The organism is Lentzea kentuckyensis, assembly GCF_002150765.1.
Classification (GTDB): domain Bacteria; phylum Actinomycetota; class Actinomycetes; order Mycobacteriales; family Pseudonocardiaceae; genus Lentzea; species Lentzea kentuckyensis.
Map to the genome: position 1 here is coordinate 1 of NZ_MUYM01000072.1, position 15,797 is coordinate 15,797.

At 69.1% G+C, this 15,797-nt stretch carries 13 protein-coding genes; 6 read left to right on the top strand and 7 right to left on the bottom strand.

What is annotated here, in order from left to right; all coding sequences use genetic code 11:
* The first annotated feature begins 7 nt into the window (after nt 1-7).
* Both B0F77_RS30890 and B0F77_RS30895 read left to right on the top strand, forming a co-directional pair.
* Nucleotides 8-820, top strand: coding sequence for an aldo/keto reductase (locus tag B0F77_RS30890; RefSeq protein WP_143466989.1), 813 nt, complete (start codon nt 8-10; stop codon nt 818-820).
* Between the two features lie 188 nt (nt 821-1,008).
* The gene (locus tag B0F77_RS30895; protein ID WP_086666531.1) at nt 1,009-1,437 is read left to right on the top strand and encodes an MgtC/SapB family protein; all 429 of its coding nucleotides are present in this window, start codon (nt 1,009-1,011) and stop codon (nt 1,435-1,437) included.
* A 5-nt stretch (nt 1,438-1,442) separates the two neighbouring features.
* Here the strand turns inward: B0F77_RS30895 and B0F77_RS30900 are convergent, their stop codons facing one another.
* Together B0F77_RS30900 and B0F77_RS30905 are read right to left on the bottom strand one after the other, a co-directional pair.
* Nucleotides 1,443-1,751 carry a DUF1540 domain-containing protein gene (locus tag B0F77_RS30900; protein WP_086666532.1) on the bottom strand — a complete coding sequence of 103 codons (309 nt, stop codon included), beginning with the start codon at nt 1,749-1,751 and terminating at the stop codon, nt 1,443-1,445.
* 116 nt (nt 1,752-1,867) lie between these two features.
* A complete protein-coding gene (locus B0F77_RS30905; RefSeq protein ID WP_245848866.1) occupies nt 1,868-4,192 on the bottom strand; it encodes a DUF7617 domain-containing protein in 2,325 nt (774 codons plus the stop codon).
* Nucleotides 4,193-4,470: 278 nt separating this feature from the next.
* On the opposite strand from B0F77_RS30905, the gene B0F77_RS30910 reads away from it, so the two are divergent.
* Nucleotides 4,471-5,310 carry an AfsR/SARP family transcriptional regulator gene (locus tag B0F77_RS30910; RefSeq protein WP_158102864.1) on the top strand — a complete coding sequence of 280 codons (840 nt, stop codon included), beginning with the start codon at nt 4,471-4,473 and terminating at the stop codon, nt 5,308-5,310.
* Here B0F77_RS30910 and B0F77_RS30915 read toward each other — a convergent pair.
* Genes B0F77_RS30915 through B0F77_RS30925 form a run of 3 tightly spaced genes read right to left on the bottom strand, consistent with a single transcriptional unit; the run spans nt 5,281 to nt 9,116 of the window.
* Nucleotides 5,281-5,799 (bottom strand): flavin reductase family protein, encoded by a 519-nt coding sequence (locus B0F77_RS30915; RefSeq protein WP_143466981.1) that lies wholly within the window; start codon nt 5,797-5,799, stop codon nt 5,281-5,283. The genes B0F77_RS30910 and B0F77_RS30915 overlap by 30 nt on opposite strands.
* 11 nt (nt 5,800-5,810) lie before the next feature.
* Complete coding sequence (locus B0F77_RS30920) at nt 5,811-7,886, bottom strand: tetratricopeptide repeat protein (RefSeq protein WP_086666535.1); 2,076 nt, start codon at nt 7,884-7,886, stop codon at nt 5,811-5,813.
* Between the two features lie 24 nt (nt 7,887-7,910).
* Nucleotides 7,911-9,116 carry a hypothetical protein gene (locus tag B0F77_RS30925; RefSeq protein WP_086666536.1) on the bottom strand — a complete coding sequence of 402 codons (1,206 nt, stop codon included), beginning with the start codon at nt 9,114-9,116 and terminating at the stop codon, nt 7,911-7,913.
* Nucleotides 9,117-9,420: 304 nt separating this feature from the next.
* Here B0F77_RS30925 and B0F77_RS30930 point away from each other — a divergent pair, with 304 nt between their 5' ends.
* On the top strand, nt 9,421-10,389 hold the full coding sequence (locus tag B0F77_RS30930; RefSeq protein ID WP_245848868.1) for a threonine ammonia-lyase: 969 nt from the start codon (nt 9,421-9,423) through the stop codon (nt 10,387-10,389).
* Here B0F77_RS30930 and B0F77_RS30935 read toward each other — a convergent pair.
* Nucleotides 10,371-11,591, bottom strand: a complete 1,221-nt coding sequence (locus B0F77_RS30935) for an extracellular catalytic domain type 2 short-chain-length polyhydroxyalkanoate depolymerase (protein WP_086666537.1) — start codon at nt 11,589-11,591, stop codon at nt 10,371-10,373. The genes B0F77_RS30930 and B0F77_RS30935 overlap by 19 nt on opposite strands.
* A gap of 266 nt (nt 11,592-11,857) precedes the next feature.
* On the opposite strand from B0F77_RS30935, the gene B0F77_RS30940 reads away from it, so the two are divergent.
* Nucleotides 11,858-13,225: an alpha-amylase gene (locus B0F77_RS30940; protein WP_086666538.1), complete on the top strand. Its 1,368-nt coding sequence runs from the start codon at nt 11,858-11,860 to the stop codon at nt 13,223-13,225.
* Nucleotides 13,226-13,259: 34 nt separating this feature from the next.
* Here the strand turns inward: B0F77_RS30940 and B0F77_RS30945 are convergent, their stop codons facing one another.
* Entirely contained in the window at nt 13,260-14,291 is a 1,032-nt protein-coding gene (locus B0F77_RS30945) for a LacI family DNA-binding transcriptional regulator (protein ID WP_086666539.1), read from the bottom strand.
* A 247-nt stretch (nt 14,292-14,538) separates the two neighbouring features.
* Here B0F77_RS30945 and B0F77_RS30950 point away from each other — a divergent pair, with 247 nt between their 5' ends.
* On the top strand, nt 14,539-15,795 hold the full coding sequence (locus tag B0F77_RS30950) for an ABC transporter substrate-binding protein (protein ID WP_086666540.1): 1,257 nt from the start codon (nt 14,539-14,541) through the stop codon (nt 15,793-15,795).
* Nucleotides 15,796-15,797 lie beyond the last annotated feature (2 nt).

Below are 15,797 nucleotides of genomic sequence, written 5' to 3' on the forward strand. Positions count from 1 at the left end.
CGTCGCGCTGCCCTCCGGTGAGACCATCCCCGCGCTCGGCATGGGCACGTGGATGATGGCCGAGAGCCCCGCCAAGCGCTCGGACGAGATCGCGGCGCTGCAGGCCGGCATCGACCTCGGACTCACCCTGATCGACACCGCGGAGATGTACGGCTCCGGCGCCGCCGAGTCGCTCGTGGGCGAGGCCGTGTCCGGACGCCGGGACGAAGTGTTCCTCGTGTCGAAGGTCCTGCCGTCCAACGCCTCCGCCAAGGGCGCTGTGCGGGCCTGTGAGGCCAGCCTGCGCCGTCTGGGCACCGACCGGCTGGATCTGTACCTGCTGCACTGGCGCGGCCGCGTACCGCTCGCTCAGACCCTGGACGGCTTCGCGACGCTGGTCTCGGCCGGCAAGATCCGGCACTGGGGTGTCAGCAACCTGGACCTGGCCGACCTGCGCGAGCTGAGTGAGTTGCCGGGGTTCTGCCAGACCAACCAGATCCTCTACAACCTGTCGAGGCGCGGGCCGGAGCACGACCTGCTGCCGTGGCACGCCTCGGCGGGGATGCCGGTCATGGCCTACTCCCCCGTCGAGCAGGGGCGGTTGCTGGGGTCGCCGGTGCTGGCGGAGGTGGCCGGGCGGCACGGGGCCACGCCCGCTCAGGTGGCGCTGGCGTGGGTGCTGCGGCTGCCGTACGTGAACGCGATTCCCAAGGCCGGCACGGTCGCGCACGTGCGCGAGAACGCCGGGGCGCTGTCGGTGCGGCTGTCCTCAGAGGACCTGGCGGACCTGGACCAGGCGTTCCCGCCGCCTGACGGCCCGGAGCCTCTCGCCATGCTCTGACCCAGAGCTCACACCACGCCCGGTAGCGTGCACGACCGGTCTTACCAACCAGACACGAGGAAGCGAGGTGAGCGACACATGCCAGGCGACAGTAGCCCGTGCGGGTCTTTCACCTCGCACGTCCAATTCGGGCACGCTTCAGTTTCTGGCGTGTGACGCACACCCCTGCACAAAAGGGGAGTCACACGATGCACGTCTTCGACATGACGCTGCGCATTGCCGAGAGCATGGGCCTCGGCGCGTTGATCGGTTTCGAGCGGCAGTACCGCGCGCGGATGGCCGGCCTGCGGACCAACGCCCTCGTGGCGGTGGGAGCAGCGCTGTTCGTGTTGCTGTCCGCGCAGGGTTTCGACGGACAGGGCGGCGACCCCACGCGGGTGGCCGCTCAGGTGGTGTCCGGAATCGGGTTCCTCGGTGCCGGCGTGATCCTGCGCGACGGGTTGTCGGTGCGCGGCATCAACACCGCGGCCACGCTCTGGTGCGCGGCCGCGGTGGGGGCACTGGCGGGCGCCGGAATGCACGCGATGGCGGCCGCCGGCACCGTCGCGATCATCGCGGTCAACGTCGGGTTGCGGGAACTCGGCCGGGCCGTGGACCGCAAGGACGAGGAGAGCTAGCGGCGCTAACGGGGTTGGTAGGTCAGGCAGTTGGCGTGGTGGTCGCCGGCGCCGGGACCGATGCGCACGCTCTGCGCCGTGCATTCCAGCGAGGCGTTGTGCGTGCAGTCGGTGCGGAGACAGGCACCCACCTGCGCCACGACCTTCTCCAGGCCGCCCTTGGTGCTCAGCGGGATGAAGGTGCCGCAGTCGGCGGCGCCGTTGTCGCCGCGCACGGTGATCGCGAACGCGTGGCAGCCGTCGTGGTTGTACGAGCAGTCGCTCACGGTGCAATCGTGGACGGCGGGCATCGCCGGGTTCTCGAGGGTGGTCATGTCCGCTCCTGCCGTGGTGGGAAAGGTTCGGTGATTCGGACCATGCCACCACGGCAGGAGGGCCGCAATTCGAAAGGAATTAGGCGAGCCTATCCTCCAGAAATGCGAGACATCATTTAGTTGAGCACGCAGAGCAGCGAACACGCCTTGGCGGACGACCAGTCGGTGTAGGTCCGCGCGGCGTTGGGCGGGGTGTACTTCGCCTTCGCCTTGTTGGTCATCGGGAACAACGACAGCAGCGCGTAGGTCGAGCAGTACACCTGCTTCGACTCACCCGGCTGCAGGGCGAACGGTCCGGTCTGGCAGGCCGGTTCCACCTCGTCGACCACGTAGGCGTCGGCGATCGGGATCGGGCCGTTGTTGGTCACGGTGACGCGCCAGTACGCGGTCGCGAACAACAGGCCGAGAACACCCACCGGTGCTTCCTTCACCCACGGCCCGGCGCCGCCCGCCTTGCAGTGCGCGGGTGTGTGCGAGGCGCAGATCTCCTTGTTCACCACCACGTTCGGCATGCACGCCGCTCCAGGTGCGACCTGCCGGGTCACGGTGTTGGACGTGAGGGTGCCGGTCGCGTCGGTGCCGCCCGCGGTGTTGGCGATCGACGTGACCGGGCAGTCCGCGGAGATCGTGGTGCGGAAGCACATCTGTGGCGCGTCACCGGTGAACTCCACGACCAGCGACGGCTGGTTGCCGCCGCCGAAGTCCGCCGCGTTGTTCAGCACGAGCGACGCCGTGACGGTCAGCGAGGTGGCCGAGGCGCCGCTCAGGTCGACGGTGCCGTCCGGGGCGAAACCCGGTGTGGTCACCGGGTTTCCGTTCTGGTCGACGACCGCGACGGTGGACGCGCCGAAGTTCACGTTCGCCGGTGTCACGCCCGTCAGGCGTGCCTTCGTGTAGGTGACGGCGCGCGGTTTGCCGTCGCAGTAGAACTGCGACGGGGTGAGCGACACGGAGGCGCCACTGCGCACGCATGGCGACGCCCCCGTGTCAGGATCCATCGAGAACAGCACGCCCGCGTCCCCCAGTCCGATCAGGCAACCGGTGGGAGCGTCGTAGGCGTAGCCGTAATCCCTGGTGACGCCACCGTTGACGTTCGGATGGGTGATGCGCGGTGGCACGCCGGCGCACGACGTTCCGGTGCTCCAGTCGTGGCACACCGCCGCTCCCACGTACGGGCCGTTCCACACCGCGAGGTAGCTGCGCACGCGGTCACCGGTGCGGATCACCTCCGGGTTGAACACCAGCACGCCGCCTTCCAGCCCGGCCGCGGCCGACGGTGCGGGCAGGGACGACCCGTCCACCGCGTAGCAGGTGGTGACGTTCGCGCCCCCGGTCGTGCTGGAACACGCGCCGGCCTCCGCACCCGTTGTGCTGTAGGCGGTGTAGGCGTTGTAGGTGGAGTTGCCGGACGGACCGACCGGTTTCGGGGCCGGCCAGCCCGCGCACGCGGTCGTGGTGCCGGGATCGAAGCAGCCGAGCACGGGGACGCCTCCGCCGGCCGGTGACGACGAGGCGAACAGCTTGCCCGCGGCGACGGTCGCCGCACCGAAGTAGTAGCTGCCGTTGTTGGTGTACGGCACGATCGGCGGGTAGGGCTGGTTCGCGCACGCGCTCTGCGTGGCGGGCGTCCAGCAGAGGACATGACCGGAAGTCGCCACGCCGTAGAGGTTTCCGCCGACCTGGACGAGTCCGGCCAGGTCGGTCGTCTGCCCGCCGCGGGGCATCAGCGGCCAGTAGCCGCAGTTGCCGGGCGCGGCGAGGTCGAGGCAGCCGACGCCGATCGACGCCGCGGTGATCGCCGCGTAGTACACGCGGGCCGGGTTCGCCGGATCGCGGACGTACTGCGGTTCGAGCGGGCTGGCGATGTCGCCGGTGTTGCCCGCGCCGAACGGGCCGGGAGTCGTGTTGAGCGGCTTCGGCCACGGACCACCCGCGCACAGGGCGCTGGTCGTGACGTCGGTGCACACGAGTTTGGGGGCCGCGGCGGCCCCGTGGTGGTAGACGTTCCACGCCTGCAGGCGCCCGTCCGGCGTGCGGTGCAGGATCGGGGTGAAACCGTCGCCACCGGTGGCGGTCGCGCTGGCCTGCACGGGTGGCGTGAGCAGGCTGGACAGCGCCCTGCCGCCGTTGCGCACGGCGGGAATGGTCGCGCTGACCGGGTTGCCCTCGGTCCCGGTCCAGCCGGGCGGCACCTGCAGCGAGCCGGGCAGGTAGGTCTGGCCCGCGCCGATGGTGTCGGTGATGGTGGCGGCACCGGGAGCACCGCTCGCGTACGACACGACCCAGGTGGCGGTGTCGCCGTGACCGGCGGGATCGGACACGCCTTGCACGGACTTGGTGAGCGTGGAAACGGACGGCTGGGCGATCACGGGGACAGCGGCGGTGAGCGTGCTGCCAGCGAGCGCGGTCGCCAGCAACAGCACCGGCAAACGTCTTCGCACGAGCGAGATCCCTTCGGCGGCGGATGAGTTCGGGAACTGGTCGCCGACGCTAGGGACGTGTTCCGCGGCTCATCAACGCCCTCACCCGCGTGCGTGGGATGTCCGCCCCATCAGACGAATGCGCACAGCCGGAACATGTGATTCGACAAGAGATTCCACCACGACCCCGAATCGGATTTCACCTGAACGCCGCCGATCTGCCGATCCGAGAAACCAATGCGCGGCAGTTTCGGGCGGCGCGCTATCTCAAGGTCGGCGGGCTGCCCGACACTGGCCGAGTGAGTCTTCACGACGAACCACTGCGGATCCGGGTTCTGGGAACGTTCGAAATCACCCGCGGCAATCGAAGATGCACGCCGACAGCGCCGAAGCAACGGGCGTTGCTCGCGCTGCTCGCCCTGCACGCCAACGAGTTCGTGGCCACCCGCCGCATCGTGGACCAGTTGTGGACGCGGGGTGCTCCCCGATCGGCCATCGCCGCGTTGCACGGATACGTCACCGCGGCGCGGCGCGCACTCACACCGGGGTGGAAGAGTTCCCGCAATTCACATCCCGTCCTGAACACGCGCCCTTCCGGCTACGTGCTCTGCCTGGAACCGCAGCAGCTGGACCTCACCGGATTCCGTGAACTGGCGAAACGAGCACAGACGGAGATCGCGGCCGGCGACTGCGCGCGAGCACGGGAGACAGTCACAGCGGCGCTGAGTCTGTGGCGCGGCTCGCCATTGGCGGATCTGCGCGAGACCGGCATGTTCGACCACGACATCACTCGCTTGGAAAAGGAATACCTGGAATTGCTGCGCAACCGGTTCGACGTCATGCTCTGTGACGGCGACGGCCACCTCGCGGTGGGCGAACTCGAGGAGCTGTGCACGAACTACCCGCTGCGCGAACGGTTCCACGAACAGCTGATGCTCGCGCTGTGCCAGGCCGAGCGCCGCGCCGACGCGCTGACCGCCTACGCCAGGGCGTACCGCGAGCTGTCGAGTCATGCCGGCATCGAGCCAGGGCCCCGGTTGCGGGCCCTGCACCAGGTCGTCCTCAGCGGGGACGACCCGTTCGACCGCGGGCGCCGGCACCTCGCCGGGCTACGGGTGGCGCACGCCGTTTCTCCTTAACCCCCAGTCGAACAGCCGCCGGTAGCAGACCAGCGGCTCGGCCTCCGTCACCTCGGTCCGGGTGACCTCGCCGATCAGGACGGTGTGGTCGCCGTGGTCGAACACGGCGGTGGTGGTGCAGCGCAGGTAGATCGGCGCCGCGCACAGCCTGGGCACCGCACCGTCCCACTCCCACCCGACGCCGGCGAACTTGTCCGCGCCCCGGCTCGCGAACGTCCGCGCGGTTCGTTCCTCGGTCCGGCCGAGCACGTGCACGCCGAACTCCGCGCAGTGCGTCAGCGGGTCACGGCAGCGCGAGGCGTGATCGACGACCACCAGCACCGACGGCGGATCCACGCTGTACGAGCAGATCGACGAGACGAGCAACCCGCACGGCTGCCCGCTCGCCTGGCGCGTGGTGACCACGGCCAGGCCCGACACCAGCCGGCTCATCGCGTCGGTGAACGTGGCCACTGGGAGGCCGGCGGCCACGTTCTCCGTTGCTGTCACCGCGGTTCCTCCTACCGGGCCGTGGCGGCGGCGCAGAGTTCCCTGCGCTGCCGTGCGTCCTCGTCGTCGGTGACGGCGAGCACCGCGTCGTAGTCGAGGATCGCCGCGCCCAGGTCGCCGGACTCCTCGTAGGCGATCGCGCGGTTGAACCGCGCCTCCGGGTTGTCGTCGAGGGTGATGGCCCGGCTCAGGTAGCTGATCGCGTCGGTGAGGTCGCCGGACGCCACCGCGATCGTGCCGCGGATCGCCCAGGCCTCCGCCAGCCGTTCGTCGCGCCGCACGGCCTCGGCCAGCGCGGCGGAGGCCTCGGCGTACTCCTCCTGTTCGACGAGCAGCTGTCCCTTGAGACACAACAGGTGTGCGTTGTCGGGCGCCAGTTCGAGCGCGGCGGCCACATCGTGTGCCGCCCCTTCGATGTCGCCGACGGCGAGCAGCAGCCCGGCGCGGTTGATCCTGGCGTCGACGTGCCGCGGGTCCAGTTCGATGACGTACCCGAAGTCCGCCAGGGCACCTTCGGTGTCGCCGAGGGCGAGGCGAGCGTCGGCGAGGTTGTAGTACGCCTCGGGGAACGGCGGCGACAGTCGCAGTGCCTCGCGGTAGGCGGCGATCGCCTCCTCGTCGCGGCCGAGCCTGCGCAGGACGTTGCCGACGTTGAAGTGGTGCTCGGGGAAGTTCGGATCGCGTTCGAGGACGTAGGTGTAGTCGGCGAGCGCGTCTTCCAGCCGGCCCATGCCGCCGTAGACCTGCGCCCGGTTGTAGCGCAGCACCAGGCGGTGCAGCGCGTGTTCGTGCGGCTCCAGGTCCCGGTCGAGCCTGGCCATGCCCTCGTTGACGAGGGCGAGCGCGACCTCGGGCTTCCTTTCGCGCACTTCCACGAGGGCCAGGCCGTTGCGGGTGAAGACGGACTGGAACGCCTCAGCTTTGGGATCAGTCAACACTGAAGCCATCGCAATAGCCAAATTCATCCACGCCCGTGCGCGCACATAGTCCCGTTGGGCTTCCGGGTAGTGCCGGGCGTGCAACATCGCCGTCGAGTACGCCATTTCCAGGTGCACGGCCGGATCCGTGGACGCGGCACGACCCTCGACGTACAGCGCTTCCGCCTCGTCCGCCCGGCCGACCGCCGCCAGCACGATCCCGGTCTGCATGGTCAGGTGCCACCAGGTCTCGGTCTCCCGGTCCGCGACCGCCCGGCCGCGCAGGCCGGCGTCCGCGGCGGCCTGGTAGAGCCCGGTCTTGTGGCAGTGGTCCAGTGCGGCGCGCAGGGCCGCGGCACCGGCTCCGGCGGGGTCGCTGCCGTGCTCCAGGTGATATGGGATCGCACCGAGGTGCAACGAGAACTCCGTGGACCGTGCGAGCTCCTCGGCGCGGGCGTCGTGCAGCGCGGCTCTGGCCTCGTCCGACAGCGCGAGGTAGGCGGCGAGCACCAGCGGGTCGTCGTCGGTGCCGTCACTGTCCACATAGGCCTGGGCCGGGTGGTCGGGCAACGGGTGGTCTCCGCCGCAGGCTTCCACGACCTGTGCGTGTGCGGCGACCGTCTCCGCGAGCGACACGTCGATCTCGCCGCGCGGGTCCACCAGCGGTTCCCGGCTCGTGCCGACGACCACGGTGAGGCCGGGCAGGTCGCCGCGGCGCAGCAGGACCGCGATGAACTCCTGGTCCGACGGGTCGGCCTCGTGCGCGTTCTCGAACACCAGCGTGCGCGGCCCACCGCCGAGTGCGGCCAGATAGTCGCGCAACAGCTCGGCCAGGCCGTTCGCGATGTTGCGGGTGTGCAGCCGCGAGTAGTAGCGGGTGCGTTCGCTGTCCTTCACCTCCCACTCCAGCGTGTGCCACGCGCTGGGCACCCTCCCGGCCAGTTCCGGCGTGCTGGTGAGGAGCTCGATGTTGTGCCGCTCCCCCAGTTCCGGACACCGCTCCAGCAGGTCGTCGGCGATCATCCGCACCAACGACCCCGCCGCGGTGTACGGCCCGCGCAGCCGCCGATGCGCGTCGACAGCCGCCCAGACCGGTGGCAGGTCCAGTGCGGCGAGCGCGTGCGTCCGGTCGCCTCGCCGATCCGCGCGGATCCAGTAGCGGCTGTCCATGGTGCGTCCTTTCGGTGAACCGAGTCAGTGGATGACGTGCTGCAAACCGCGGTCCCGGCGGGTCTGCACGCGCTCGCGGACCATGAGCCAGCCGAGCACCGCGCACTGCGCTATCGCCACGCCGCCGAACACCACCGAGTCGAGCAACAGGGGCGCCGGCACCCCGTCACCGGTGATCCGGCCGATCACGCCGGTGGCGAACCGGTAGGCCACCGGGGCGCCGGCGAGCACGAACGTCGTGAGGCTGGCCGTGTACCCGGCCACGACGAGCCACGAGTACCAGCGCGCCACCTGGCGGTCGACCGGGTGCAGCAGCGACTCGTCGGTCTCATCGCGCCCGAACAGCCGCCGGAACCGGTTGCGGACGATCTGGCGGGCCGCGCCGTGCAGGTCGACGCAGCCGAGCACCGTGGTCACGAGGACGTAGATGTCCGTGCGCAGGTAGAAGAAGAACTGCCAGATGACCCGCAGCAGGGCGGCGAACGCCACTGCCAGCAGGAAACGACCCACACCCGACAGCGAACCGTCCGGGTGCCGCGTCAGGTCGGCGGCGATGGTGCACACGGCGATCCCGATGAGGTCGGCCAGCAGCCCGGCCACGATCGGCAGGTACCGCTTGCGCCGCGGCACCGCCACGAGCCCGTCCAGCGAGGTCTCCAGCACGATGAAGTAGAGCCGCCGCCCGATTCTCAGTCGCGATTTGACGCCGAGTCTGCGTCCGGCCAATGCGTGAAATGACTCGTGCATGAGCAGCAGTGGAATTGCGGCGACGAACAGGCCGGCCTGGATCACCATGTAATAGTCGGAGAAGAATATGTTGTGATAACTCGGCCTGAGGTCCGCGTTGAACACCATGACGAACAACGCCCACCCGGCCAGACCCGCGTAGACCACCCAGGCCACCGGGGAGAACAGCGCGGCACCGAGCCGTGAGAAGCGCACCGGCGCGCTCTCCGTGGCCAGTTCGCCGGACCTGCGGATGAGGTCGAGCTCGCCCAGTCCCGCGACGACGTCCTCGATGTCGACGTCTTCGCCGTAGGCCTGCTCGAACCAGCCGGCGGCCTGGCGCGGCGTGTCGCCCGCGACCAGTCTGCGCACGAGTTCGGCGCCCTCAACTGGGAAGATGCCGTAGGAGTCGACGTCGGCCCTGCCGATCGTCACCTCGTCGCCGTCCTCCAGGAACACCAGCGGGTGCAGTGGCACCGGCCGGTCCGGATCGAACTCGGTCACCTCGCTCCTCCCCCTGGTGAGATGCGCTGGGCGCCGAGGCCCAGCGCATCCGCGCCGCGCCTTAGACCGGCTTGGTGTTGTACTGCGAGCAGGCGGCCGCCGTGAGGCGGACCGGCCCCACCTTGCGCACCGTGATCTTCTTCATTTTCGTCGACTTGGTCTTCTCCATGAGAGCACCTCCTCTGGCCTGGATACCGACACGAGTGAGTCTGCCCGCGCTCTCCAAGAAATCTCCAAGAGTGCTCCAAAATCGAATTCACGCCTCCGGGAAATGAAAGTTTCGGCGATTGACTAAGGTGAGGCCATGGCTGAGCTGCTGACCATCGACGACGTGCGGGCCGCCGCCGAGGTGCTCGACGGACGGGTGCTGCGCACGCCGACGCTCCGCTCCCCCGGGCTGTCCGCGCTGTTCGGCGTCCCGACGACGGTGAAGCTGGAGTTGTTGCAGCGCACCGGTTCGTTCAAGACGCGCGGCGCGTTCGCGAAGATCCTCTCGCTGTCCGGCGCGGCGCGGGCGGCGGGCGTGGTCGGGGTCAGCGGCGGCAACCACGGCATCGCGCTGGCGGACGTCGCTCGTTCGCTGGACGTGGCCGCGACCGTCGTGATGCCCTCCACGGCACCCGCGCGCTCGGTGGAACTCGCCCGCGCCTCAGGGGCGGACGTGCGGCTCACCGACGATCTGCCGTCCGCGTTCGCGCTGTTGAACGAATTGGTGGCGGCAGGCAAGACGCTCGTGCACCCCTATGACGACCCGGTCGTGGCCGCGGGCCAGGGCACGGTGGGCCTGGAGTTCGCGACCGACGCCCCTGACCTGACCGACGTGCTCGTGAGCATCGGCGGTGGAGGGCTCATCTCCGGTGTCGCGACGGCGTTCCACGCGCTCGTACCCGGCATCCGCGTGTGGGGTGTGGAGGTCGAGGGCGCCGACGCGATGCACCGCGCGCTGGCCGCGGGCGGGCCGGTGGACTTCACGCCGACGTCGATCGTCTCGACGCTCTCGGCTCCCCACGTGTCGCAGCTGACCTACGACCACACCGTCGCTCTGGTCGAGGACGTGCTGGTGGTGTCGGACGCCGAGGCCGTGCGGGGCTCGATCACGCTGGCCGAGACGCAGAAGGTGTGGGCCGAGCCCGCCGCCGGGTGTCTCGTCGCGGCGGCGGGCTCGGTGCTCGATCGGGTCGGGCCGGGGGCCCGGCTCGGGATCGTGGTGTGCGGTGGGAACGCGACCTTCGCCGATGTGGCGAGGTGGGCCGATCAGCACCTCTCCCAGTAGTTCGGCGAGATCTGGCGGATGGTGCTGGTGGTGAAGGTGTTCCACAGGCCGAGCGGCTGGTTCGAGCCGAGCGCGTAGGTCTGCCCGAGCGTGGCGTAGGCGCGGCCGGCGGTGGTGTGGGCGTAGTTGCTCGCGGTGACGCACTGCGGGACCGGTGTGGTCGTGGTGGTCGTCGGCGGTGGGGTGTCGCCGCTCATCGCCTTGACCATGTTCACCACGGCGGCCATCTGCGGGCCGGTCTTCAACGCGTACTGGGCGGACTGGTAGCCCCACCAGTCCCAGCAACCGCGCGGGTTGCCGGTCATCGTGGTGGCCTGCGGGTAGAGCACGATCATGTTGTTCGTGTCGGCGTACTCGTTGAGGTATCCCTTGTCCATCAACGCGTTGCCGACCAGACCGTAGTACTGGTAGCAGCCGTGCAGCGTCACCATCAGCTTGCAGGGTCCGGACTCGCACGCCTTCGGCACGTACGCGAACCCCTCCGCGCCCATGCTGATCGACGCCGCGTTGCCGCCGGGTGCGTACCGGCTCTGGTCGAACCGGACGAGCTTGCCGGACAACGCCGACGCGGCCGGGTTCACCTGACCGAACAGGTGCGCCAGCATCTCCTTCACCGGATCGGCGGCGCCGCAGTTGTTGACGTACGGCGACGACGTGGACCCGCAGCTGTTCGGGCCGATCGGGCTGACCCACGCGTGACCGGCCGCGGAGGTGTTGTTGTAGGCGACCCGCGCGCCGAAGTCGCGGTAGTAGGTGGCCAGGTCGTCGTTCACCGCGGGGGCGACCGTCTGGTCGGCGGTGCCGTGGAACAGCCACACCGGGTCGCCGGACAGGTTCTGGGCCGGGTCGACGGTGCCCGCCGCCGCACGGGTGCGGGTCAACTGCTCCAGCTCGGCCGGTGTCTTGCGCGGCTGGAAGGTGTCCATGCACGCGTACAGGGCGGTGTTCACGTTGTTCTGCGCGCAGTCGTACGCGCCGGCGGAGAAGATGCCCGCGCCTTGGAACACCCCGGAGTACGCGACGTGCAGCTGGTTGGCCAGGAAGCCGCCGGACGACAACCCGCTGACGTAGGTGCCGGTGATGGTGTAACCGCCGAGGGTGCCCGCTTGGGGCGGTGGGACCGCGGCCGTGGAGATCGAGAGGGACGCCGCCGCCAGGCCGGTGGCCACGGCGAGTGCCAGGAACACTTTCCTCAATCGCATGTGCTCGCCTCCGTCGTTGCAGGCAGGACGGCGCCGAGGTTAAGAGCCGATAACAGGGCTGCACCACGTGTGCGGCCTACACCTCGCGTCGCCGCACGACGTCGGTCAGAGCCATAGTGCACTTTCGGCGACAGCTGATCGCACCACAGCGGACTGGTCCGTACGGCCCTGCGGCCCAATTGCGCACGAAACTTCTTGCAACACTTCCCGGTCCGTCCCAGGCCTGTTAGACCTGGAAGAGAACCCCCCTGCAGCTTGGAGACAACGTGGTTTCCTCGGCTCTTCGCGTCCTGCTCACAGCCGTGCTGGCCGTCGCCCTGTGCACACCCGTGCAAGGTTTTGCGGCCCCGCCCGGCAGCAAGGACGTCACCGTCACCCTGTTCCAATGGCCGTTCTCCCGCGTGGCCTCGGAGTGCACAGGCGTCCTGGGCCCCAAGGGCTACGGGTACGTGGAGGTCTCCCCCGCCACCGAACACGTCCAGGGTCCCCAGTGGTGGACCTCCTACCAGCCCGTCAGTTACCGGATCGCGGGCCGCCTCGGCGACGAGACCGCGTTCCGGAACATGATCACCACCTGTCACGACGCGGGCGTCAAGGTGATCGCGGACGCGGTGATCAACCACATGAGCGCGGGATCCGGCACCGGCACCGGCGGATCCGGCTACTCGAAGTACAACTACCCCGGCCTGTACAGCGACTGGGACTTCCACACCTGCCGTTCGGCGATCAACAACTACCAGGACCGCGGCAACGTCCAGAACTGCGAGCTCGTCAACCTGTCCGATCTGGACACCGGCAGCGACTACGTGCGCGGCGCCATCGCCGGGTACCTCAACCGGCTCCTCGCCATGGGCGTGGACGGGTTCCGGATCGACGCCGCCAAGCACATCGCCGCCGCCGACATGTCCGCCATCAAGGCCAAGCTGACCAACCCGAACGTCTTCTGGGTGCACGAGGTCATCTACGGCGCGGGCGAGGCGGTGCAACCCGGCGAGTACACCGGTTCCGGCGACGTGGACGAGTTCCGCTACGCCTACGACCTCAAGCGGATCTTCAACAACGAGAACCTCGCGTACCTGCGCACGTTCGGTCAGTCGTGGGGCTTCCTGCCCAGCGGCCAAGCACGGCCGTTCGTCGACAACTGGGACACCGAACGCAACGGCTCCACACTGTCCTACAAGGACAACTCCACCTACACGCTGGCCAACGTGTTCATGCTGGCCTGGCCGTACGGCGCGCCCCAGGTGTACTCGGGCTACGAGTTCAGCGACAAGGACGCGGGCCCGCCCGGCAACTCCGTCTGCTTCAGCGGCTGGAAGTGCCAGCACCTGTGGACGCAGATCGCGAACATGGTCGCCTTCCGCAACACCGTCGCCGGCACCGACGTGAACAACTGGTGGGACAACAACGGCCAGGACGCCATCGCGTTCGGCCGCGGCACCAAGGGTTTCGTGGCGATCAACCGGGAGACCTTCGCGGTCACCAACACGTTCCAGACCGCGCTGCCCGCCGGGACCTACTGCAACGTCCAGGAGAACGGCTGCGCCCGCGTGACCGTGGACTCCTCCGGCAAGTTCACCGCGACCCTGGGTGCGGGGACCGCGCTCGCGCTGCACGTCAACGCACGAGGGTGAGGCGAGTCGGGCCCGCCCGCGCGGCGAGCCCGACTCAGGACCCGCAGGAGTTCCGGACGACCAGCCGGGTCGGCAGCACGACGGGTTCCTCGCGGCCGCCGCCGGTGATCATGGCCATGATCGCCTTCGCCGCCGCCACCCCGAAGCCCGGCTTGTCCTGTGCCACGGTGGTCAGCGCCGGGTCGATCACAGCGGCGATCTCGATGTCGTCGAACCCGACGAGCGCCAGGTCGTCCGGCACGCGCAGGCCCGCGGCACGGGCGGCGAGCAGCGCGCCCACCGCCATCTCGTCGCTGGCCGCGAACACCGCGGTCGGTGGCTCGTCCAGCGCGAGAAGTCGTTGCATGGCAGCGGTTCCGCTCGCCCGGTAGAAGTCGCCGGAGACCACGTGCTCGTCCCGGAACCGCAAGCCCGCCTCCTGCAACCCCTTGCGGTAGCCCGCAACACGGGCGTCCGAGGGCTGGTTGCCGACAGGTCCCGTGATCATGGCGATCCGCGAGTGGCCAAGACCGGTGAGATGCCGGACGGCCGACCGCGCGCCGCCCACGTTGTCCGAGGTCACGTAGGTGGCTCTGGGGCCGTCGACGGCGACGTCCAGCGCGACGCACGGAACTCCGGACTGCGCGAAGGCTTCGAACGCCTCGGCGTCGGAGCCGCTGTCGATCAGGACCAGGCCGCCGAGGTGGTGGCGGCGGGTCATGTTCACGTAGCCGACGGGATCGGCGAGCGACGCGCCGACTTCGCGGGCGTCGCCGCTGGTGGCGAGCATCAGCAGGTGGTAGCCGTGCGCGCTGAGCGCGGACTTCAGCCCGATCAGCAGGTCCTGCAGGTACGGGTGCCGCCAGTCGGGCCGGCGGTGGTCGGTGTCCCAGACCAGTCCGATCATCGTGGACTGCTTCGTCGACAGCGCACGCGCTGACTCGTTGGGTTGGTAGCCGAGCTCTTTCGCCACCCGCAGCACACGTTCGCGCGTTTCCTCGTTGACCGTTTCCGGCTGGTTGAAGACGCGCGACACCGTCGCCACGGACACGCCGCAGAGCTGGGCGATCTCACGCCCGGTCGCCATCCGGCCCTCCGTTTCCACCGTAAGCGGTTACATAGACCCTATGAGCAGCGCTTTGCCTAGTCAAACCGGTGCGCGAGTTGATCTGTTTATCGTTTTGTTACTTGACGTCCACCGCGTAACCCCGCTGTCATAGGCGCCACACATCTTCGGCCGGTGGTTCGGACCACGCCGGTTCACCTGTTCCACCAACACTTTTCTGCTTCAGCGCGCCCAAAAACGACGCACACAGATCGACGGAGGCCTGGAAATGCGCCCCAAAGCACTCGCCCTCGGCTGCGCCGCGCTGGCGACAGCCGTGGTGCTCAGCGGTTGCGGCAGCGACACCGCCGGCGGCGGGAAGACCAAGCTGACCATCGGGTTGTTCGGCAACTTCGGGTACGCCGAGCTGCTCAAGGAGTACGCGAGCACGCACCCGGACGTCGAGATCACGGACCGCACCGCGTCCTACTCCGACCACCACAAGAACCTCGCCGCCCACCTCGCGACCAACAGCGGCGCCGCCGACATCGAGGCCGTGGACACCGGTTACATCAACCAGTTCAAGGCGACGCCGGACAAGTTCGTCGACCTCAACACCAAGGGCGGCGGCGAACTGAAGGACCGCTGGCTGCCGTGGAAGTGGGAGGGCTCGCTCAGCAAGGACGGCAAGCAGATCGGGTACGGCACCGACGTCGGCGGCCTGGCCATCTGCTACCGGCGTGACCTGCTGCAGAACGCCGGGCTGCCCGCCGACCGCGAGCAGGTGGCGGCGCTCTGGCCGACCTGGCAGGACTTCATGGCCGCGGGCAAGAGGTTCCAGGAGAAGGCACCCGAGGGCGTGAAGTGGTTCGACGGCGGGCCGACCGTGCTCAACGCGATCGTCGGCCAGGCCTCCGTCGGTTACTACGACAAGTCCGACAAGATCGTCGTGGGCGAGAACAAGGAGATCAAGGCCGGCTGGGACCTCGTGGTCGACGGCGTGCAGGCGGGTCTGTCGTCGAAGCTGCTGTACTCCACGCCGGTCTGGAACACCGGGTTCAAGCAGGGCCAGTTCGCGACCGTGACCTGCCCGGCCTGGCAGATGGCCAAGATCAAGGATCAGGCCGGCTCGGAGGCCGCCGGCAAGTGGGACGTCACCTCGGTGCCCGGCGGTGGCGGCAACTGGGGCGGTTCGTACCTCACGGTGCCCAAGGCGGGCAAGAACGTCGACAAGGCCGTGGAGCTGGCGGCGTGGCTGACCGCGCCCGAGCAGCAGGCCAAGGTGTTCAAGAGCGCCGGGTTGCTGCCGTCGATCCCGAAGCTCTACGACGACCCGTCGATCGTCGACTACAAGAACCCGTACTTCAACGACGCCCCGATCGGCAAGCTGTTCACCGACGCGGCGAAGAAGCTGAACCCGCAGTACCAGGGGCCGAAGGCCGGCGACATCCAGACCGCGATCGGCAACGCGATGCAGCGCGTCGAGCAGGGCAAGCAGAACGGCGAGGACTCGTGGCGCCAGTTCGTCGGCGACGTGCAGAAGTGACG